The following is a 22,800-nucleotide window of genomic DNA, read 5'->3' as shown; positions in this document are numbered from 1 at the left end:
GGAAAACCTATGGTTTATTTACTCTTTACTAATTCGCAATAATAAAAAGTATAGATAATTATATTTATGATATAACAAAAGCTATTAAGATAAAGAGTAAATAAGAAGAGGAAATTAAACCTATTTGTAGAAGTAGTAAAGGGAGGTGAAAAGAATGGCTAAGAAAAAATCTACAAGCAAAAAAAATCAAAAGAAAAAAAATACTGATATAACAGGAATAATATTACTAGCAGTGAGCCTAGTTTTAGCTATAAGCATATATACAAATGCAGCTGGATATCTTTCGTTTTTTTCAAAACGTTTCTTTATATCATCAATAGGAGTAGGAACATATATATTGCCAATATATATGATATATTTATCAATAATATATATTAGCTCAAAAGGAGTTATAAAGTTATCTAAAAGTTTTATAGCTTTAACAATAGCAATAATAAATTCTCTAGTATTTATACAAGTAATGTCTATAGAAAGCTATTATGACAAGACTAGTTTTTTAAATTCATTAAAAGCAATTATATATTCTCAAAATTATTTTCATAGCGGAATTATTGGATTTACTATAACTTTACCTATATATAAGTTAATTGGGAGCGTTGGTACTTTCATTGTAAATATAGCTATCTATGTTATAGTATTTATAATTGGATTTGATTTCTCGTTAGAGTCAATAAATATAGATTTAGGCTTTCTACAGAAGAAGAATGTAAAGAATAGTGAGAAACCTAAACAGGTAGAGAAAAAAGATGATTTCCTAGTTATAGAGGAAAAGAATCCGGATCAAAATGAGTTTATCAATGGAATAAATAATAAAATTAAAATACTGGATTTTATGAAGAATGCGTCAATTCATGAAGAAGTAATGTCTGAGAGTGCTCCAACAAAGGTGGAAATAACAGATAATAATATATCTACTCCAAGCACTACCAATACCTCAGATAAGAAAAAAGGATTAGACAACGAAGTTAAGGAAGTAGTGAATAAGGAATTAACAGAAAGATTGCTTTCAACAGATGATAAAGAGTATAAAATTCCTTCCACTGAACTTCTAAATGTAAATTCAGCTTTAAAGCTTAAAAAGGAAGATAAGAAGGATTTACTTTTAAATGCAACTAAACTTGAAGAAACCCTTAATAGTTTTGGAGTTGATGCTAAAATTGTACAAGTAACTAAAGGGCCATCTGTTACTAGATTTGAGCTTCAGCCAAGTGCAGGGGTAAAAGTAAGCAAAATAGTTAATTTATCAGATGATATAGCTTTAGGGCTAGCTGCTAATGGTGTAAGAATAGAAGCCCCTATCCCAGGTAAAGCAGCTGTAGGGATAGAAGTTCCTAACAAAGAATTGACACCAGTCATGCTTAGAGAAGTATTAGAGTCTGAAGAATTTATTAATACTAAAACCAATCTTGCTTTTGCTCTAGGTAAGGATATAGCGGGAAAAGCTATTGTTACAGATTTAAGTAAGATGCCTCATTTATTAATAGCAGGTGCTACTGGATCGGGTAAAAGTGTATGTATTAATACTCTAATTATTAGTATATTATATAAATATTCTCCTGCTGAGGTTAAGCTTTTGATGGTAGACCCTAAGGTAGTTGAACTTAATGTATATAACGGAATACCTCAGCTTCTAATTCCAGTAGTAACTGATCCTAAAAAGGCAGCTGCGGCTCTTAATTGGGCTGTTAATGAAATGACAAGAAGATATAAATTGTTTGCAGATAGCGGTGTTAGAAATATAGAATCATATAATAATCTTTTTGATAAAGGTATTATCACAGAAAAATTACCTTGGATTGTTATAATAGTAGATGAGCTTGCAGATTTAATGATGGCTTGCCCTAATGATGTAGAAGATTATATAGCTAGATTAGCACAGATGGCTAGAGCTGCTGGTATGCATCTTGTTATTGCAACTCAAAGACCTTCAGTTGATGTTATAACCGGTGTTATAAAAGCTAATATACCATCTAGAATATCTTTTGCAGTTTCTAGCCAGATAGATTCAAGAACTATACTAGATTCATCCGGTGCAGAAAAGCTTCTAGGTAAGGGGGATATGTTATTCTATCCTGTTGGAGCATCAAAACCAGTAAGAATTCAGGGAGCATTTATATCAGAAGAGGAAGTTGAGCAAGTAATTAACTTCATAAAAGGTTCATCAGAAGAAACTTCCTATGAAACAGAAATAATAGAGCATATTAATAGTGAAGTTACTTCATCAAGTACATCAAATCCTGAGGATGGAGACGAACTTTTGGATGAAGCTATAAGAATAGTAGTTGAAACTGGTCAGGCATCTACTTCCTTTCTTCAAAGGAAGCTTAGAGTTGGGTTTAATAGAGCAGCCAGGATAATGGAACAGTTAGAGGAAAATAATATTATCTCCCCAAAAGATGGCAGTAAGCCTAGACAAGTTCTAATATCAAAGGAAGAACTTGAGAATATGTAGAAAAAATACTTGTTTTAATGTTGAAACAGTTTTAAAATTAATTTGTATTATATATTGTATTGAACACAGGAGGAATTAAGTTGACGAAATATAAGGTGGGCTTGATAAGCCTAGGATGCGACAAAAATAGGGTTGATTCTGAAATTATGCTGGGTAAGCTAAAGTCTGGTTACGAATTAACTAATGACCCTAAATCTGCAGATATAATTATTGTTAATACTTGTGGCTTTATAGAAAAGGCTAAACAAGAATCTATAGATACAATATTAGAGATGGCAGAATATAAAAACAAATATAACTGTAGGTTGCTTATCGCCACAGGATGTTTAACTCAAAGATATGGAAGTGAACTAACAGAGCTAATGCCTGAAATTGATATAATGCTTGGAGTTAATGATTATAATAAAATCGATGAGTTTATAAGAGCTTTTATAGAAAAAGAAGAAGGAAAGATAACTAAGCTTGAATACAGTAATACAAATATAAATGAAGGTGAAAGAGTTATTACAACTGATAAAGCAACAGCTTATATAAGAATATCAGAAGGATGTGATAATTTCTGCACATACTGTATCATACCAAAGATAAGAGGTAAATATAGAAGCAGAGCTTTAGAAAGTGTACTTGAAGAAGCAAAGAAATTAGCGTCAGCTGGAGTTAAAGAACTTATACTAATAGGTCAAGATACTACAAGATATGGAATAGATTTATATGAAGAGAATAGACTTCATGTATTATTAAATGAATTAAGTAAGATAGAAGGTATTGAGTGGATAAGACTTTTATACTGCTATCCTGAAGAAATATATGATGAATTAATAGATGAAATTGCTTCAAATCCTAAGGTTTGTAAATATATAGATTTGCCTATACAGCATATAAGTGATAATATTTTAAAAGCTATGGGTAGAAAGACAACTAAAGAAGCTATCATTAACAAGATAGAACTTCTAAGAGAAAAAGTTAAAGATATAACTTTAAGAACTTCATTAATTGTAGGATTCCCAGGAGAGACTGATGAAGATTTCGGCGAGCTTAAAAACTTTTTGAAAGATTATAAACTAGATAAGGTTGGTGTGTTTAAATACTCAAAAGAAGAAGGAACACCTGCATTTTCAATGCCAAACCATGTTGACGAAGAGGTAAAAGAAAAAAGAGAAGAGTTATTAATGCTAACTCAAATGGATGTTTCAGAGGCTACTAATAAAGCTAAGATTGGCAATGTCTATGATGTTCTTATTGAAGAACATGATGGAGAGAATTATATTGGAAGATCTTATGAAATGTCTCCTGAAATTGATGGTACTATAATTGTTAATCATACTAATGATAAATTAACTATTGGTGATATAATAAAAGTTAAAATTACTGATTCCGCTGAATATGACTTGTTGGGAGTTGTTTGTAATGAATCTTGCTAATAAACTAACTTTGATCAGAATATTTTTAGTTCCGTTCTTTTTAGTATTTATAGCCTTTAGAGATTTAACATATAGTACTTTTATAGCTACTTTTATTTTCATATTAGCTTCACTAACTGATAAACTTGATGGATACATAGCTAGAAGTAGAAATCAAATAACTCGTTTTGGAAAACTTATGGATCCACTAGCAGATAAGTTATTAGTTACATCTGCACTTATTTCATTAGTTGAACTTCATGTAATACCAAGCTGGGCTGCTGTTATAATTATTGCTAGAGAGTTTGCAGTATCTGGACTTCGAACTATAGCAGCTTCTGACGGTACTGTTATTGCAGCTAGTTGGTGGGGAAAGATAAAAACTGTAATTCAAATTGTTGCTATAATTTTATTGTTATTAAAGGTTAATATAGGTTCTTCTAAGTATTTAACAGAATTAGTATATAAACATAGTTGGATGAACAATTTCTTTGATATAGTACCAACTATTGCGTTATATATAGCTGTAATAGTGACTATTTTATCTGGAGTGGACTATTTTGTAAAAAATAAAGCTGCAATAAATACAGATAAATAGGTTTAATAATCATAAAAATAGTCGATAATTTTAAAGACTGTATGATTGATAGTATGGTAGTTAAATTAACTAATGTTGATTTTATTTGATGTATACTTATTTTAATAAATGTACCACTTCATAACTAAATGCATATTTTCAAATTATCTAGTCAAATGATGATGAGAAGATGTTTATGGCTTGAAGTGGTACATCTGTTATGCGGTTAATTTAAATTTTTTCTATCCTGTTAATTCAAATCGCACTACTTTCTTACATTAGGAATTAAAAATAAAACGCTTAAATCCGAGATTTATTTTGAAAATGCCGATGACTAATGAGAGGTAGATTTGAAAATATAAATTTTGTAATTAAAGTGTACATCCATATATAGGGTTCCTAGCTCAACTATTAATTTATACATGCTAAAAATCATAAGTACATGATTTTAGAAAAGGTATAAATTAAATTTCTATACAGGAACCCAATAGTAGAATTATATAAAATAAGATATCTTTATAACCTTTAAAAGAAAAAATTACTAGGCATTACTTTAAATTTAAGTGTACATTAGTGTTGACTTATATATTAAAGTACCTTATAATATAAATAGAACAAACGTTCGATAGAGAGAGGATGTGTTTATCAATGGGTATTGATATGGAAAAGCTTAAAGCTATAGAATCTGCTATGGGCCAAATAGAAAAACAATTTGGAAAAGGCTCAATAATGAAATTAGGTGAACATAGTACATTAAATTTTGATGTTATATCAACAGGTTGTTTAGACTTAGATATAGCCTTAGGAATTGGCGGAGTTCCTAAAGGAAGAATAATAGAAATATATGGACCTGAAAGTTCAGGTAAAACAACTGTTGCTTTAAATATAGCAGCTGAAGCTCAAAAGGCTGGTGGAGCAGTTGCATACATAGATGCAGAACACGCTCTAGATCCTAGCTATGCTAAAGTTCTAGGTGTAGATATAGATAATCTTGTTGTTTCTCAACCAGATACAGGGGAGCAAGCATTAGAAATCACAGAAGCCTTAGTTAGATCTGGTGCTATAGATGTTATAGTTATCGACTCTGTTGCAGCACTAGTTCCTAGAGCTGAAATTGAAGGTGAAATGGGTGATTCTCACGTTGGTCTACAAGCAAGACTTATGTCTCAAGCTTTAAGAAAATTGGCTGGTACTATAAATAAGTCTAAGTGTGTAGCTGTATTTATTAATCAGTTAAGAGAAAAAGTTGGAGTTATGTTTGGTAGTCCAGAAACAACAACAGGTGGTAGAGCATTAAAGTTCTATGCTTCAGTTAGAATGGACATAAGAAGAATTGATTCAATAAAACAAGGCGAAAGTATTGTTGGAAATAGAACTAGAATCAAGATAGTTAAGAATAAGGTTGCACCTCCTTTCAAACAAGCTGAATTTGATATTATGTATGCAGAAGGAATATCAAAGACAGGTAATTTAGTTGACGTTGGTGTAAAAGATGAGATTATACAAAAAAGTGGTGCTTGGTTCTCATATGGTGATGTGAGATTAGGACAAGGAAGAGAAAATGCAAAACAATTCCTTAAAGAAAATCCTGAAATAGCATTTGAAATAGAAAATAAAATAAGATCAAAATATGGTTTGCCACTTACTGTAGCAAATACACCTGCTAAAGCAGAAGTAGCTACAACTAAAGCAGAAGGTAAACAAGGTAAGTCAGCTGGTGAAGAAAAATAAATCGCATATGCGATTTATTTTTTTGTTATAAATTACAAACAATTGATAATAATAATATATATAAAGATATTAAATTGTTTTTAACAAGCTTTTACCTATCAACTTGACATAATTTTAAAATTAATATAAAATAATAACAAATACTGGTTTATCATATTCATTTAATTACAGTGAGAATTTAATATGCACCTTACTACGCCTTCATATTTACTTATAATATATATTGCTAAAATAGTGCGAAGGAGGTGTTAATAATGGGAAGATACATTATTGAAATTATAGTTTGTGTAATAGTTTTGATAGTGCTAGGAATTATCGAGTATTCAGTAATTCAAAATACTTTTAAACGTAGAATGTCCAGCTTAGAACAGGAAGCTGAAACTAATTTGGATAACGCAAAAAGAGAAGCAGAAGCACTGAAAAAAGAATCAATTTTGGAAGCTAAGGAAGAAGTTCATAAGTTAAGAAGTGATGTTGAAAGAGAATCCCGTGAAAGAAGAAATGAAATTCAACGTTTAGAGAGAAGATTAATACAAAGAGAAGAATCTCTAGACAAAAAAAGTGATGCTTTAGAAAAAAAGGATGAGGGCCTCAACAAAAAGATACAAGAGGTTCAACAATTAGAGGATAGTGTACAGGAATTATACACAAAGCAGCGCGAAGAGCTAGAAAGAATATCAAGTCTATCTAGTGAAGAAGCAAGGCAAATTCTTCTTGACGAAATAAGTAAGGAAATAAAACATGATGCTGCTATAATGATTAAAGAAGTTGAAACTAAAGCAAAAGAAGAAGCGGATAAGAAAGCAAGAGAAATAATCACTACTGCTATTCAAAGATGTGCCGCTGATCATGTTTCAGAATCTACTGTACACGTTGTGGCTTTACCTAATGACGAAATGAAGGGCAGAATTATAGGTAGAGAAGGTAGAAACATTAGGACTTTAGAAACACTAACAGGAGTTGATTTGATTATTGATGATACTCCAGAAGCAGTAATACTATCAAGTTTTGATCCAATTCGTAGAGAAGTAGCGCGTATCGCTCTAGAAAAATTAATTGTAGATGGTAGAATTCACCCAGCTAGAATAGAAGAAATGGTAGAACGAGCAACTAAGGATGTGGAAAATGATATTAAGGAAGAAGGAGAACAAGCTACCTTCGAAACCGGAGTACACGGACTACACCCTGAATTAATTAGACTTCTAGGTAGATTAAAGTATAGAACTAGTTATGGTCAAAATGTTCTAAAACACTCTATTGAGGTTTCATACTTAGCAGGACTTATGGCATCTGAACTTGGTTTAGATGTTACACTCGCAAGAAGAGCTGGTTTGTTACATGATATTGGTAAAGCTGTAGATCAAGAGTATGAAGGACCTCATGCCTTAATAGGTGGAGATTTAGCTAAAAGATATCATGAATCACCAATAGTAGTTAATGCTATAGCAGCTCATCATGGTGATGTAGAAATGCTATCTCTTGAAGCAGTACTAGTTCAAGCAGCTGATGCAATTTCGGCAGCAAGACCAGGCGCAAGAAGAGAAACCTTAGAAGCTTATATTAAGAGATTAGAAAAGCTCGAAGAAATTGCAAATTCATACGAAGGTGTAGAAAAGTCATATGCCATTCAAGCTGGAAGAGAGATTAGAATTATGGTTAAACCAGATCAAGTTGATGATGCAGGGGCCATTGAAATGGCAAGGAATATTGTAAAGAACATAGAAGAACAATTAGAATATCCAGGACAAATTAAAATAAATGTTATTAGAGAAACCCGTGCAGTTGACTATGCCAAGTAATTATAAAATACATTTTGTGAAAACAAAATGTATTTTTTTACTGTATATGAAATTATAAAATTTTTGAGTTAATTAAACCTAGATATTTCAATATTTTAGAATTTTTTGTAGCTATAAAGTAAAAAATAAAACCTATTCGCCTGTAAGTTTCCTAATATACATTCAGAAAGTCATATGCGTAAAAAATCACTGAAGAAAGTCGCTTCAGTGATTTTTCATGCTTTTTAGTGACTTGTTTATTATTTGTAAAAATTTTATAAAATTTTTAAAAAAATAAATTTAAAAAAAGAGGTTTTTCAGAGTTTATATAGAATATAGATAAAGTAGGTAATTATTATACTTTATGTAAACGATATCGAAATTTCTAGGAGGTCATATAATAATGGAAGTATTAAAAGTATCAACAAAATCTAATCCTAACTCTGTGGCAGGAGCATTAGCTGCTATAATAAAAGAAAAAAATATCGTAGAAATACAAGCAGTAGGTGCGGGAGCTATAAATCAAGCTGTTAAGGCTATTGCAATTGCTAGAGGCTTCGTTGCTCCTAGTGGAAAAGATATAGTGTGTGTACCAGCTTTCACTGATATAATGATTGATGGTGAAGAAAGAACAGCAATAAAATTAATAGTACAACCAAGATAATATTAAGAGGAGCTTTTACACAAATGACAGTAGTTCATGTGTACGAGCTCCTTTTTGTATACGATTAAATCCTTAATGTTTATAATATTCTTAAATATAGATTTATATAAATATCATGAAACTATTGACATTTTTCGGTTTAAACTATAAAATTTATCTGTAATGCTAGGGGGGCCATTAAGGCTGAGATGAAGTTTTTCAGACCCTTTGAACCTGCACTGGGTAATGCCAGCGAAGGGAAGTTTTAAGACAATATGACAGGTAAATCTAAGGTTATGTGGATTTACGATTATTAGATTATTAACTCTTTTCGTTGGTATGGCAAATACTGATTGAAAGGAGTTTTTTTGAAGTTTTCGGAAAAATTGTTCTCAAAATGTTATCCTATTTGGTAGGCATGGTTAGTACAAGTTTTCGTAATATCTAAAATATTTTATTTTGATATGGAGACTATAAAAAAGTTAGATAATTTATATGAAAGTATTGGAAATTAACAATTTATCGTTTAAGTATAAGGATTCAGAAAAGTTGATAATTGATGATCTGTCCCTTACTATCGATAAAAATGAGTTTGTTACAATTATTGCGCCAAGCGGCACAGGGAAAAGCACTCTCTTTAGATTGATTTTAGGTTTGATTAAGCCACAAAAAGGTACAATAGAAGTGGTGAAGGACGACAATAAAAATATAATAGGCTACATGCCCCAAAAGGACTCTCTAATGCCCTGGAGGAATATTCTTGACAATACATCAGTTGGACTTGAATTAAATGGTCACAGCAAAAAAGAAGCAAGGAAAATAGCAGCTGCTTATTTTAAAGACTTTGGACTTGAAGGAACTGAAAAATACTACCCTTATGAATTATCTGGTGGCATGAGACAAAGAGCTTCTTTTTTAAGAGCTATAGTAAATAAGCCTTCAGTACTTTTATTGGATGAGCCTTTTTCTTCTTTAGATGCATTAACTAGAAGAAAGATGCAGACGTGGCTTTTAGAACTTTGTCAAAGGGAAAAGAATACTGTATTTATGATAACCCATGATATAGATGAGGCTTTACTTTTATCAGATAGGATACTTATTTGTACTGAAGTACCATACAAAAATTTAAAATCTATAGAGGTTAATATAGATAGACCAAGAAGCTATGAAACTACACTTTCAAGTGAGTTTATAGAATTAAAAAGAAGTATTTTAAATATTCTTGATGCGTTGGAAGAGAATGATAGGGGGAATTCATGATGAAAAAGATAAAGGATTATATATTTCCTTTAATGTTCTTATTACTTCTACTTCTAGCATGGGAGTTTTTAATACCATACTTCAAAGTGCCGAAATATATTATACCAAGACTATCTATGGTGCTTAAAGCATTATGGACTCAAAGGGAACTATTATATGGACATTCCATTATAACCTTAGGAGAAGCGGTACTTGGGCTTATGATATCTGTAATTATTGGTATTTCTTGCGCTCTTTCCATTTATCTTTGGAGAAATGTTGGGAAAACCTTGTATCCTATTATAGTATTTTCTCAAACAATCCCTACAATAGCTTTATCTCCGATTATGGTTATGTGGTTTGGATATAGCATATGGTCAAAGGTAGCTGTAGTAGTACTGTTTTGCTTCTTTCCTATCGTTATAAGTACGTTGGATGGGCTAAATGCTGTAGATAAGGATCTAGAGGATGTTTTAAAAGCTCTAGGTGGAAGTAAGTTTCAAATATTTTTTAAACTTCATATGAACACTGTGCTTCCTAATTTTTTAAGCAGCTTTAAGATAGCCGCTACCTATAGTGTTGCAGGAGCTACCATAGGAGAGTGGTTAGGTGCAGAAAAAGGCTTAGGTATATATGTGAAGAGAACAGCAGGTATGCTGCAATCAGATTCGGTTTTTGCAGGAGTGTTAGTTTTATCATTTCTAGGATTAGCCTTATTTTCTACAGGTTTTTTGCTAGAAAAGATTTTATTAAAATACAGAAGAGTAATAAAGGAGAGTAATTATGAAATTAAAAAAGATTAGTATTTTATTAGTTATGGTAGTAATGTTAGGTTTATTTTTAAGTGCATGTACTAATAAATCCAATAATAAAGACGAAAAAAGTGCTACTAAAGAATTAAAAGAGATTAATGTTCTTTTAGATTGGTATCCAAACGCAGTACATACATTCTTATATGCTGCAGAAGAACAAGGTTATTTTAAGGAAGCTGGATTAAAAGTTAATTTAATTACACCTGCAGGTACAGATGATGGAATTAAATTAGTGGCAGCAAATAAAGCTGACTTAGCTATAAGCTACCCTAAACAAGTGATCTTAGCAAGGGGCGAAAACATTCCAGTTAAGTCTGTTGGTGCAATAGTTAGAAGCCCATTAAATCAGCTTATGGTACGTAAGGATTCAGGAGTTAAAACTTTAAAAGATCTAGAAGGTAAAAAGGTTGGATATGCATCCTTTGATATTGATAAGGAAACAGTTAAGGCAATGGTTACTGCTGCTGGGGCAGATGCTTCAAAGGTAAACTTTGTAGATGTTGGCTACGATTTGATGCCTGCAATGGAAACAAAAAGAGTTGATGCAATAATAGGTGGATATATAAACCACGAAAAGCTACTTTTAGAAAAAGAAGGTATTGAACTTATCACTTTCAATCCAGTAGATTATGGAGTAGCAAACAGCTATGAACTAGCATTTATTGCAAGTGAAGATGGACTTAAGAATAATAATAGTGCAATACAAGCATTCTTAGCAGCTGCGAAAAAAGGTTTTGAATATACCAAAAACAATCCAGATAAAGCTTTAGATTTAGTTTTAAAGGCTCAAAATAAAGATTTCCCACTTGATTCAGAAGTTGAAAAGAAGAGTTTAAGTATATTACTTCCGCTTATGGAAAATGAAAGCGGTAAGTTCTTAAGTCAAGATGAGAATGTTTGGGATAAGAATATTAAATGGTTACAAGATAAGAATTTACTAAAAGGAAAAGTTGAAGGTAAGGATCTAATTCAATAATCTTATACAGTATAAGAAAAGTACCTATAGCAAAAAAGCTCTAGGTACTTTTTTCTTTTAAGTCAAGAAGAAGATAATTTTAAAAGAAAATATTTGTTCGGCTAATATCTTTCCAATAAACATTGACATTATATGTAAGCAGTACTATATTATTCATGTAACCAGTATTACATGTAACCAGTATTACATATACATAATAAAGGAAGTGGAAAATTGAACTGGAGAACTTTGATATATCAAATACCAAGAGAACCACAAAAAAATAGAATGGCTGTATGGAGAAGATTAAAATCTATTGGAGCACTAAATGTTTTTCAATCTATCTGGATATTACCTGAAACTAAAGAGAGCAAAGAGGAGTTTAAGAGGCTTGAAGAACAAATTAATACTAGTGGAGGTCAAAGTATTAGCTGTATTACTTTAATAGATGAGGAATTAAAAAACAAAAAATTAATCGAGCAGTTTAATAAGGAAAGAGAAGCGGATTATAAAGAACTGATTGAGAAGTGTGATGATTTCGAAGCTGAAATTGAACGGGAAACTAAAAGAGAGAATTTTACCTTTGCTGAGATAGAGGAAAATGACCACGAGATAGATAAACTTAATACTTGGTTAAAAAAGATAGAAAAAAAGGATTATTTCGGATGTCCAATGAAAAATGAAGTATTGAAGAGAATTGATGGATGTTCATCATTATTAGCTGAATTTAGCAATAAAGTTTTTGAAATAGACGAAAAGACGTAGATTTCAGGGAGGATTGTAGTGATAACAAAAATAAAACAATGGGCTAAAAAGTTGAAATCTAATATAGCGATACTTTATCTTGCATATAAGCATGAATTGACTCCGTGGTATGCAAAGTTGACAGTTATTATAACTGCTGGATATGCTCTAAGTCCTATAGATATCATACCATATTTTATACCTGTACTTGGATTTGTTGATGATGCAATTGTGCTTCCTGCGCTAATTTGGCTGTCCTTAAGACTTATACCTAATAGTGTTAAAGAAATTTGTAGGGAATCAGCAGAAGATGTTTTTTCAAAGGGAAAACCCAAAAATTACATAGGTGGTAGAATTATTATGTTGATTTAGATATTAATAATATCTGATGTGATTATAAGATTTATAAAGAGATGATTGGTGAGAAAAATTTAGCTTTTGTACCTGATAAAGGTTTGCTTAAAACAGAGGGGGATTTACTATGTCCAAATTAAAAATAGAACCTATGAAACATCCGGATAAAGCTATAAACTATTGGAAAAAAGAAAAATTTGTTGTTGTCTGCATTATAATATTCGGAATATCTTTTAATGTCTCAATTGTTTTAGGACCAATATACCAGGGAAAACTCATAGACGCTATTGCTACTGGGGGAAGTTTATTATATGCGCTAACAGTAGCAGTTACCTATTTACTGATAATAGGAACTGTTCAACTTCTACGCTATTTTAAGCGGTTTTATATAAGGCGTTTTGCTAACAGCACAAGTGCAACTATGCGGCTTATGATATACAATAATATAATGCAAAAAAGCACTTCAGAGCTGGATAATGAGAATACTGGTAACCTCATGACAAGAGCTATTTCTGATGTTGATTTATGTGTGGAAGGTATGAGGAAGTTTACCACTGAAGTATTTGATACTGGTGTTCTTATGATATCTTACCTGGTAACAATGCTTGCTTATGATGTGAAAATAACTTTGCTTTCTATTATTTTTGTTCCAGTTGCTATTGTAATTGCTGAAAAATTAAAAAGTGTTATATATAAATACTCAAAGGATTATCGTAAGCAGAGCAGTGAGGTTACAGATATCACCTATGATATAATTGAAAATTCCATTCTTTATCGTGTAACAGGTATGGAAGCTAAAAACAGAGCAAGGTATAATGATGAACTAGAGGATTTGCAAAATAAGGCTATTAAAGCAAATATATTAGAAAATTCTATGCAGCCTGTATATAATATTATCGCAATGATTGGAATAATTATGGTAATTTACCTTGGAGGTACGAAGGTTATTATTGGAGACTGGACTGTAGGAGTTTTTTCTACGTATATTGCAATGTTTACAGCCATGGCGGTAAAGGCAAGTAAAGCAGCAAAGCTGTTTAATTCTGTGCAAAAATCACAGGTTTCGTGGAAACGAATTAAACCGTATCTGGAAGAATATAAGATTAAAGAAAAAACTTCTAATATAAATAATGGTGACACCTCACTTTCAGTAGATAATCTTAGTTTCTCTTATGGAGAAGATAAGGAAAAAATTATTGAGCATATCAGTTTCGGTGGAAAGGGAGGAGAGATCATAGGTTTAACAGGTTCTATTGCTTCAGGCAAATCTACACTTGGGATATCTCTATTAGGTCTGTATCCTTATTTAGGAAGCATTAAAATTGATGGTAAGGAACTTAAGGATTACTCAGAGTATGAGCGAAGCCAAATAATTTCTTACTTGGGTCATAAGCCTCAGCTGCTTTCCGATACTATTTACAACAATATAACATTAGGAAGCAATAAAGATATTAATTCTGTATTAAAGGATGTTTGTTTTGATACAGATTTAGAAGCAATGACGAATGATCAAAAAACCTTAGTAGGAAACGGTGGGATAAAATTAAGCGGAGGTCAGCAAGCCAGAATAGCTCTTGCAAGGGCGCTTCTAAATAAAAATAAAATTATAATATTAGATGATCCTTTTTCTGCAGTTGATATGAAAACAGAAGAAAAAATTATTGAAAACCTAAAAACCAATTATAGAAATAGCTTGATTATACTAATCTCTCATCGTTTAGCTATTTTTAGCAGAATAAATAATATTATTTTATTAAAAAGCGATAAGACAGCAGATTACGGTACACATGATGAACTTATGAAAAAATCTGAATATTATTCCACAATATATAATTTCCAATGTTTAGAGGGGTGTGATGGAAGTGGAGAATAGTTTAATAAAAAGGTCAATAGTTAAAGTAATTAAAGATAATATTTGGACAAGTATAATATTAGTAATTGCTGTCTGCGGTGTTGTTGTTACAAGTTTAATTCCTCCTCAAATTTTAAAATATATAGTTGACCATAACCTTGTACCCAAAGACTCAGATAAATTATTTTCATTTGCTTTTGCTTATATCGGAGTGTTGGTCTTTATTGGAATATTTGATTTTGTTAAAGAAGCTTTTCTTACAGTTTTAGGACAAAAGATTACAAAGGAAATTAGAATTGAAATGATGGAAAAGCTTGAAATGATAAATGCAAATTTCTTTTCATCCAATAGTTCGGGGGTAGTGGTATCAAGGTTTATAAATGATGTTGATGCTATCAATTCACTGTTTACAAGTGGAATTATCGGAATGATGGTTGACTGCTTTAAGCTAATAGGTATTGTAATTTCAATTTGGATGTTTAGCAGCAAACTTGGAATTACAATCTTATTATTACTGCCAGCTATTTATGGCATTACACGGCTTTTTCAAAAAAGAATGCTTAAAGCACAGATTGAAAATCGAATACTTATCGGTAGGGTAAATAATCATATTTCAGAAAGCTTAAAAAATATACAAATGATAAAATCCTACAGCAAAGAAGGTTATATGGAAGATAATTATAAGAAGTATTTGCTTGATAATTACAAAACAGTAGAGACGGTAAATTTTTATGATTCTGTATATTCCCCATTGATTCAGCTTACCCGTGCTTTTGTTATAGCCTTTATTGTAGTACTGTCATCTAAGCATCTGAACTTTCTTGGTATATCCCTGGGGATGGTTGCAGCATCAATTGAATTAATATCTAACTTGTTTGCACCAATTGAGAATCTTGGAATGGAGCTTCAAAACATCCAGCAGGCAGTATCAGGTATTAAAAGAGTAAATGATTTTTATGGGGAACCAGAGGATGACCTAAAAAAAGATGAACTAAAGCTGGAAGACATCATTCCAAACCGAGAAGATGTAAGAATATCCTTTAACGACATCACATTTCAATACGAAGAAGGCAGTGATGTTCTTCAAAATATTAACCTTAATTTGAAACCAAACGAAAAGGTTACATTTGTAGGAAGAACAGGAGTAGGGAAAACCACATTATTTAAACTTATAATGGGTCTTTTAAAACCAACAAAAGGAAGTATTACAATAAATGGTGTCGATGTTTATGATATAAAAAACTCTGAAAAACGCAAAATTTTCGGTTATGTTGATCAAAGCTTTCATATAATAAAGGGGACAGTAGCAGAACAAATAAGTATTCAAGATGAAAGTATTACGAGAGAGCAAATAGAAAAAGCTTTGGACTTTGTAGGTCTTGCAGAATATGTGTCAGCCTTGGAAAATGGAATGGATACTAAAGTAACTAGTGATACCTTTTTTTCGCAAGGTCAAAAACAGCTTTTGTCCATAGCTAGGGCTATTGTAACCAATCCACCTGTACTTCTGCTGGATGAAATTACAGCTAATCTTGATTCAATTACAGAAGAGAAAATAGTGTCAGTACTTCAAAAGGCAAGTGAGGCACATACGATATTGTCCATATCTCATCGTTTATCCTCTATAATTGCATGTGATACAGTGGTTATATTGGAACATAGCAGAGTTAAAAATGTAGGTTCTCCTGAAGAGCTTTTAGAAAATGATGCTTGGTATCGTAGCCATATTACTTTAGAGAAACTGACATGGAGTTAATGTATATGTAAGGATAGATAAATAGTAATTTAAAAAATGAAGACTAAAGAGCTGTGAGCTAAATAATTAGTTCACAGCTCTTTATATAAAAAAGTAAATCTCAAATCAATAGGGTAAATCGCAAAAATCAGTACAATTGATTTGATTCCATAAGCAATCTTTCATAAAATGCGAATTTGCGTATATGGAAATACAACAAAAGTGAAGGATGTACATTTCTATATTGCATATATTGAACTATTAAGAATGTACCAGTTCGACTAAAAATGATATTAGGCATTATAACTTTCAAAAGTATATATTATATAATAGCTAACAGTAGTAAAGAGTTAGTAGACTCATTTTTAAAGATTACTTCTGAAGAGGAATTATAGAATAAAAGAGTAGAAACAATAAAAATAAGTTATTTAAGTGATAAAGAGATTAAAGGATTTATATTTATAGAAAGTATAGGTAATAAAGCCTTAGATAATAATTGAATATGTAACCCTTAAGAATGGAGTTATGCGGAAAATCAAAATGATAATATTCCATTCTACAGAAAGTGGTTTAAGGGTTTCAATAAATAAAGAGCTGTTAAGAACTCTGAAGAGTTCTATTGGATAAGAAGAGGTGATATCTTAGCTATTTAAAACAATGACACTAAGTGGATCTTACTCCAAACTCATTGGTGCATAAACATTGTATTTGAATGATGGTGATATAATTTTATTCACGATTTTGCTTTCTTCCTTGTTGGCGCAGTATGCTTTTATTGAAAGCGTTTTTGTCATCATCTGGTCGTAGACAACACTGGTTTTTATAGCGATATTCGCACTTCTTAAAATATCTGCAAACTCCTTGCCGCTGTGCATGTTATCTGCTGTAATATCAAATATATAAAGCTTCTCTTTCTCAGACTTTTTAACTGCAAGCCCTGGAATTAGAGTCCCGATAAATGTTGCGGCACATATAGCCACAATGCTTAGTATACCGTCTGACTTTGCCATTCTCACAACAGCAATCATGTATATAGTTGTAGACAACGCGGCTAGTAAGCTCGAAAAGAAGAACTTTCCACGGGCTAGATATATGTTTTTCATTGTACCCAAAGTGTTGTCCAGTAGTTTTAGTAAAAATACTATTAATATTTCCATTTTTCCTCCTAAATTTTTATTAAATAAAAATAAAAGACTCTTGCAATAAAAATCACAAGAGCCAAATAATATCTTAATTTATGGATAAAATTGTTTTGCACCGTTAGGCGCATTCTTCTGTAACTATCTTAGTATATCACAAAATATGTGTCTTGTATATATCCACATTTTTACAATATATTAAAATAACTGTTTATTTGTTCTGAATTACATGGTTTCAACTCCAATTATTAATTTATTCATATCTAAAATTCATAGTTGAAGGATTTTCTAACATGCATAAATTAGCCTTTTGTAATGGAGCTCCATATTTACATTTACAATCAATAATGATATATTTTAATATATAAAATGGAAATAAGGTGCTGAGATGAAGTATGCCGATTTGCATATACATTCTAATTACTCTGATGGGGTATTAAGCCCTTCAGAAATAATACATATCGCAGAACAAAAGAACATAAATACTATTTCTATTACGGATCATGACTCAATATGCTCACAATTTGCTTTAAAGGGTTGTGATACTTCAGTTAATATTATACCTGGAGTTGAGATAAGCACTATCTGCAACGATTCGGAGTTACACATACTAGGCTATTTTATAGATATCAATAATGTAGAACTTAACGATGCTATGAATAAGCTTAAGCACATAAGGTTAGACAGGATAAGACAGATTATATTAAAACTAAATAAGCTTTCTATAGATATTAGCTTACAGGACATTGAATGTTGTTGTAGGGATACTGCTGGAAGATCTCATATAGCTAAGATTCTAGTTGAGAAAGGTTATGTAGATAATTATAAGGCAGCTTTTACTAATTATCTTATTAAGGGTCGTCCTGCTTATGTAGAAAGATATAAATTTAATTACACTGAAACCTTAAGCTTGATAAGAAAAGCCGGAGGAATTCCAATTCTAGCTCATCCTGGCAAGATCTATAGAAATATAGATGTGGAGAAGGTAATAAAAAGATTAAAAGATTATGGTCTTTATGGAGTAGAGGTTTTTCACCCAAGTCATTCAGGCATGCAAGTAAATAAATTTTTTAATCTTTGTAAAAAATATAAACTTTTAGTTGCGGGTGGTAGTGATTGTCACGGAGTATGTTCTAATGATGGCAGTAACTTAATTGGACAATATGGAATTGATAAAGAATACTTAGATAAGATTGTTAGATTTTATAATAAATTATAAAGGTGGGGTATCATGACATTATCAAAAAAAATAGAAGCTTTAACGCCTTCTATAACATTATCAATAACAGCAAAAGCAAATGAAATGAAGAAAACTGGGGTTAACGTAATAAGTTTTGCAGCAGGAGAACCAGATTTTAATACTCCTAAGAATATTATTGATTCTGCAATTAGTGCTATGGAAAATGGGCACACTAAATATACACCTGCATCAGGACTTTTAGAATTAAAAAAGGCTGTATGTAAGAAATTTTCAGATGACAATGGATTAGAATATTCGCCTTCACAGGTTATTATTTCTAATGGAGCTAAACAATGCTTAGGAAACTTATTTTTAGCTATATTAAATCCTGGTGATGAGGTAATAGTACCAACACCTTACTGGGTAAGTTATCCTGAACTTATTAAAATAGCAGATGGAGTTCCTGTTTATGTACAGTGTGAAGAGGAAAATGATTTCAAATACACTATAGAAAATTTAAAACAAAGCTTAACATCAAAAACAAAAGCTTTGTTATTAAATTCTCCGAATAATCCTACTGGAACTATATATTCTAAAGAAGAATTAGTTGTAATAGCTAATTTTGCTAAAGAAAATGATCTTTATATAGTGTCCGATGAAATTTATGAGAAACTAATATATGGTGGAGAAAAACATTTTAGTATTGCAGCTGTATCAGAGGATGCTTTTAATAGAACAATAGTAATAAATGGACTTTCGAAAACATATGCTATGACAGGATGGAGAATAGGTTATGCTGCTGGTCCAGAAAACGTGATAAAACTAATGTCTAGCATACAAAGCCATATGACCTCAAATCCAAATACAATAGCTCAGTATGCTGCCATTGAAGCATTAAATTCTCCTGTGAAATTAGTAGAGGATATGGTATGTGAATTTGAAAAAAGAAGAAATTATATGGTAGATAGGCTAAATGAGGTAGAAAACGTAAAAATAATTAATCCTAACGGAGCTTTTTATGTAATGGTAAATATATCATATTATTTAAAAAAGAAATTTGGAGAAACTATAATTGAAGATTCAAAAATGTTTTCTGAACTTCTGCTAGAAACTAGTGCTGTAGCCACTGTTCCTGGTATAGCTTTTGGACTTGATGACTATATTAGATTATCTTATGCCACTTCCATAGACAATATAGAAGAAGGTGTAAAAAGATTAAAATCTTTTATAAATAAACTAAAATAACCAACTTGTCCAAAACTTATTGATATTTTGTCCAAAAATTATTATAATGTAATAGTTAATGATATAAAATATAATTAAAGAGGTGGATATAATGGTAACTAAAGACGTATTAGTTAAAAATTCAACTGGTTTACATGCTAGACCAGCAACATTATTAGTAAAGAAGGCATCATCATTTAAATCTGATATTAGCATTGAATTCAATGGAAAGAAAGCTAATGTTAAGAGTTTAATAGGAGTTCTTTCTTTAGGCGTTACTAAAGATGCTAACATAAAAGTTATAGCTTCAGGAGATGACGAAACTTTAGCTGCTGAAGAAATCGTTAAATTAATCGAAGGATTAGACGAATAATAAAAAAGGTTCCGAAAGGAACCTTTTTTATTTATGTTCAGCAACTTTTTTTGTAAACAGTTTTACTTCTTAATAATACGACTATTAGGTTCACGGCACCAGCAAATACTAAAATGTAAATTATTCTTTCGATATAGCAGTTGCCTAGAGAGATTAGCTTAACTAGATTAAAATTAAGCAATCCTATTAACCCCCAGTTAATTGCTCCTATAAGTACTAGTAAAAAACTTAGCTTGTCGATAAGACTTAGCTTGTACACAATTTTCAACTCCCATCAAATTAAATTCCCATAGTATATATATTAAAATAAATAATAAAATATACCTGTAAAAAAAGAAAAAATATGATATAATACGAATGATAACTGTATTTTTTTACATTTTATTCGCAGGAGGAAAGAAAATGAGAAATTTGTATAGCACACCTTTAAATTCAAGATATGCATCTAAAGAGATGTCGTATTTATTTTCCGACGATATGAAGTTTTCTACTTGGAGAAAGCTTTGGGTAGTACTAGCGGAGAGCGAAAGGGAATTAGGATTAAATATAACTGAAGAGCAAGTTAATGAGCTCAAAGAGCATATATACGATATAAATTATGATGAAGCAATAAAGAAAGAAAAAGAAGTAAGACATGATGTTATGAGTCATGTATATGCGTACGGATTACAATGTCCTAGTGCTAAAGGAATAATTCATCTAGGAGCAACTAGTTGTTATGTAGGGGACAATACTGACATAATAATAATGAGAGATGCTTTATTATTAGTTAAAAAGAAGCTTATAAATGTTATAAATCATTTAAGTAATTTTGCAAATAAATATAAAGATTTACCTACACTTGGATTTACACATTTCCAACCAGCTCAGCTTACCACAGTAGGGAAGAGAGCTACATTATGGATTCAAGATCTACTGATCGATCTTGAAAACTTAGACTTTGTTATCGAAAAGCTAAAGCTAAGAGGAGTTAAAGGAACTACCGGAACTCAAGCAAGTTTTATGACTTTGTTTGATGGCGATGAAGAAAAAATAAGAACCTTAGATAAAATGGTTGCTGAAAAAATGGGGTATACTAGTAGTTATGCTGTAACTGGCCAGACATATCCTAGAAAAGTTGATTCTATAGTACTTAATACATTATCTGAAGTGGCTCAAAGTGCTTACAAGTTCAGTAATGACTTAAGACTTCTTCAAAGTATGAAGGAAGTAGAGGAGCCGTTTGAAAAAAATCAAATAGGATCTTCAGCAATGGCGTATAAGAGAAATCCTATGCGTTCAGAAAGAATGGGCGCTTTAGCTAGATACATAGTTGTAGATGCTTTAAATCCTGCTATAACAGCTTCTACTCAATGGTTTGAAAGAACCCTAGATGATTCTGCAAATAAGAGAATAGCTGTAGCTGAAGCTTTCTTAGCTTTAGATGGAGTTTTAAATCTTTATATAAATATAGCCGAAAACATGGTTGTGTATGATAAAGTAATATCAGCACATGTGTTTAACGAATTACCTTTTATGGCTACAGAAAACATAATGATGGAAGCTGTAAAAAGGGGAGCAGACAGACAAGAAATGCACGAGAAAATAAGAGTACATTCAATGGATGCAGCTAGAAGAGTGAAAGAAGAAGGATTGAACAATGATTTAATAGAAAGAATTGTTGCTGATGATAGTTTCTTATTATCCAAAGAAGAAATATACAACATAATAGATCCGATTAAATTTGTTGGTAGAGCACCAGGTCAAGTGGTTGAATTCTTAAGAGATGAAGTTTCACCAGTGCTTGAAGCTAATAAAGAATTATTAGGTGTAGAAGCTCAAATTAATGTTTAATAGAATTTAAATTCAAATTAATAAGGTTAAGAAATCAAATTAGATTTCTTAACCTTATTTTATTAATATCAACTTTACATAATGTTTAATATGTTATGTTATGAACTTATTGGAGGTTATTAACAATAAAAGTAGAAAGAGAAAATAATTCTCATTTGTAGAAAATAAAGAAGTAATAAAATAAAGTTATGATATCAACTAAGCTTAATCTTACATTTTTAAGTGATATGTGATTTACGAATAAAAAATAAAGGTTTTAAGTATATATTTAAATATATGAATAAATAAAAAACATTAAGTATTAGTATAATAAGTTAATATTAATTGTTATAAGAATATTTAATATAGCATTTCAAATAATTATAATAAAATTCAACAAAAATAAATAGTTAATTTGTAGAAAAATAAGATTTTTAGAAATTATGTAAGATACATAGTAATGATTTTAAAAATTCTCCGTAGAAAATTTTCGTCAAAATGCAAGGTTATTTTTAAAGAAGATTTTATTGGCAAAATATGTAGTTTTATAGAATAAAAATAAATTCTCGCTAATAAATTAAAAATCATATAATCAAGTGATCAAATTTAGCATATTTTAAATTGGTATAAATTTAAAGACAAAATCATTGAGCTTATAAAGAAAATTGAAAGATCAAAGCAAGAAATGATGATTTATATGATTAAAATCAGTAAAAACTCCTAAAAAAGCGTAAAATTAATTTCGCTAAATGCTAATTTAGCGAAATTATCCTATATTTTTAAAGGAAAATATGGTATAA

The 22,800-nt window shown here is 30.8% G+C and carries 19 protein-coding genes and 1 riboswitch; of the genes, 17 read left to right on the top strand and 2 right to left on the bottom strand.

From position 1 onward, the window contains the following. Positions 1–154: 154 nt before the first annotated feature. The 13 genes from bsdtw1_RS09745 (at position 155) to bsdtw1_RS09685 (ending at position 16,293) form a co-directional block, all read left to right on the top strand. Complete coding sequence (locus bsdtw1_RS09745; RefSeq protein ID WP_183277385.1) at positions 155–2,452, top strand: FtsK/SpoIIIE family DNA translocase; 2,298 nt, start codon at positions 155–157, stop codon at positions 2,450–2,452. Between the two features lie 80 nt (positions 2,453–2,532). Beyond that, positions 2,533–3,873, top strand: a complete 1,341-nt coding sequence (rimO, locus tag bsdtw1_RS09740; RefSeq protein ID WP_183277384.1) for a 30S ribosomal protein S12 methylthiotransferase RimO — start codon at positions 2,533–2,535, stop codon at positions 3,871–3,873. Beyond that, complete coding sequence (pgsA, locus tag bsdtw1_RS09735; RefSeq protein ID WP_183277383.1) at positions 3,860–4,450, top strand: CDP-diacylglycerol--glycerol-3-phosphate 3-phosphatidyltransferase; 591 nt, start codon at positions 3,860–3,862, stop codon at positions 4,448–4,450. Before rimO ends, pgsA begins: the two co-directional genes overlap by 14 nt. 627 nt (positions 4,451–5,077) lie before the next feature. Then, the gene (gene recA, locus bsdtw1_RS09730; RefSeq protein WP_183277382.1) at positions 5,078–6,160 is read left to right on the top strand and encodes a recombinase RecA; all 1,083 of its coding nucleotides are present in this window, start codon (positions 5,078–5,080) and stop codon (positions 6,158–6,160) included. Positions 6,161–6,414: 254 nt separating this feature from the next. Then, a complete protein-coding gene (gene rny / locus bsdtw1_RS09725; protein ID WP_183277381.1) occupies positions 6,415–7,959 on the top strand; it encodes a ribonuclease Y in 1,545 nt (514 codons plus the stop codon). A gap of 382 nt (positions 7,960–8,341) precedes the next feature. Then, positions 8,342–8,602, top strand: coding sequence for a stage V sporulation protein S (locus tag bsdtw1_RS09720; RefSeq protein WP_183277380.1), 261 nt, complete (start codon positions 8,342–8,344; stop codon positions 8,600–8,602). Positions 8,603–8,759: 157 nt separating this feature from the next. Continuing rightward, positions 8,760–8,859, top strand: a riboswitch (TPP riboswitch). Positions 8,860–9,076: 217 nt separating this feature from the next. Further along, positions 9,077–9,841 (top strand): ABC transporter ATP-binding protein, encoded by a 765-nt coding sequence (locus tag bsdtw1_RS09715; RefSeq protein ID WP_183277379.1) that lies wholly within the window; start codon positions 9,077–9,079, stop codon positions 9,839–9,841. Next, positions 9,841–10,623: an ABC transporter permease gene (locus bsdtw1_RS09710; RefSeq protein ID WP_183277378.1), complete on the top strand. Its 783-nt coding sequence runs from the start codon at positions 9,841–9,843 to the stop codon at positions 10,621–10,623. Before bsdtw1_RS09715 ends, bsdtw1_RS09710 begins: the two co-directional genes overlap by 1 nt. After that, positions 10,604–11,608 carry an ABC transporter substrate-binding protein gene (locus bsdtw1_RS09705; protein ID WP_183277377.1) on the top strand — a complete coding sequence of 335 codons (1,005 nt, stop codon included), beginning with the start codon at positions 10,604–10,606 and terminating at the stop codon, positions 11,606–11,608. Before bsdtw1_RS09710 ends, bsdtw1_RS09705 begins: the two co-directional genes overlap by 20 nt. A gap of 213 nt (positions 11,609–11,821) precedes the next feature. Next, positions 11,822–12,352 carry a Chromate resistance protein ChrB gene (locus bsdtw1_RS09700; protein ID WP_183277376.1) on the top strand — a complete coding sequence of 177 codons (531 nt, stop codon included), beginning with the start codon at positions 11,822–11,824 and terminating at the stop codon, positions 12,350–12,352. A gap of 18 nt (positions 12,353–12,370) precedes the next feature. Continuing rightward, entirely contained in the window at positions 12,371–12,703 is a 333-nt protein-coding gene (locus tag bsdtw1_RS09695; protein ID WP_244638142.1) for a YkvA family protein, read from the top strand. A 109-nt stretch (positions 12,704–12,812) separates the two neighbouring features. Then, a complete protein-coding gene (locus bsdtw1_RS09690) occupies positions 12,813–14,558 on the top strand; it encodes an ABC transporter ATP-binding protein (RefSeq protein WP_183277375.1) in 1,746 nt (581 codons plus the stop codon). Continuing rightward, positions 14,548–16,293, top strand: coding sequence for an ABC transporter ATP-binding protein (locus bsdtw1_RS09685; RefSeq protein ID WP_244638141.1), 1,746 nt, complete (start codon positions 14,548–14,550; stop codon positions 16,291–16,293). Before bsdtw1_RS09690 ends, bsdtw1_RS09685 begins: the two co-directional genes overlap by 11 nt. 653 nt (positions 16,294–16,946) lie before the next feature. Here bsdtw1_RS09685 and bsdtw1_RS09680 read toward each other — a convergent pair. Continuing rightward, positions 16,947–17,429 carry a hypothetical protein gene (locus tag bsdtw1_RS09680; RefSeq protein ID WP_183277373.1) on the bottom strand — a complete coding sequence of 161 codons (483 nt, stop codon included), beginning with the start codon at positions 17,427–17,429 and terminating at the stop codon, positions 16,947–16,949. 370 nt (positions 17,430–17,799) lie between these two features. Between bsdtw1_RS09680 and bsdtw1_RS09675 the strand changes: the two genes are divergently transcribed. From bsdtw1_RS09675 to bsdtw1_RS09665, 3 genes are all read left to right on the top strand, one after another. After that, a complete protein-coding gene (locus bsdtw1_RS09675) occupies positions 17,800–18,630 on the top strand; it encodes a PHP domain-containing protein (RefSeq protein ID WP_183277372.1) in 831 nt (276 codons plus the stop codon). A 12-nt stretch (positions 18,631–18,642) separates the two neighbouring features. Next, positions 18,643–19,836 carry a pyridoxal phosphate-dependent aminotransferase gene (locus bsdtw1_RS09670; protein WP_183277371.1) on the top strand — a complete coding sequence of 398 codons (1,194 nt, stop codon included), beginning with the start codon at positions 18,643–18,645 and terminating at the stop codon, positions 19,834–19,836. 91 nt (positions 19,837–19,927) lie between these two features. Further along, a complete protein-coding gene (locus bsdtw1_RS09665) occupies positions 19,928–20,188 on the top strand; it encodes an HPr family phosphocarrier protein (RefSeq protein ID WP_183277370.1) in 261 nt (86 codons plus the stop codon). A 37-nt stretch (positions 20,189–20,225) separates the two neighbouring features. Here bsdtw1_RS09665 and bsdtw1_RS09660 read toward each other — a convergent pair whose 3' ends face one another. Further along, a complete protein-coding gene (locus bsdtw1_RS09660; protein WP_183277369.1) occupies positions 20,226–20,447 on the bottom strand; it encodes a DUF378 domain-containing protein in 222 nt (73 codons plus the stop codon). 143 nt (positions 20,448–20,590) lie between these two features. On the opposite strand from bsdtw1_RS09660, the gene purB reads away from it, so the two are divergent. Next, complete coding sequence (gene purB, locus bsdtw1_RS09655; RefSeq protein ID WP_183277368.1) at positions 20,591–22,021, top strand: adenylosuccinate lyase; 1,431 nt, start codon at positions 20,591–20,593, stop codon at positions 22,019–22,021. Positions 22,022–22,800: the final 779 nt, after the last annotated feature.

Origin of the sequence: Clostridium fungisolvens (assembly GCF_014193895.1) — a bacterium.
GTDB lineage: Bacteria > Bacillota > Clostridia > Clostridiales > Clostridiaceae > Clostridium_AR > Clostridium_AR fungisolvens.
The sequence above is the reverse complement of the archived record's forward strand: the minus strand, read 5'-3'. Positions and strand labels throughout refer to the sequence as shown.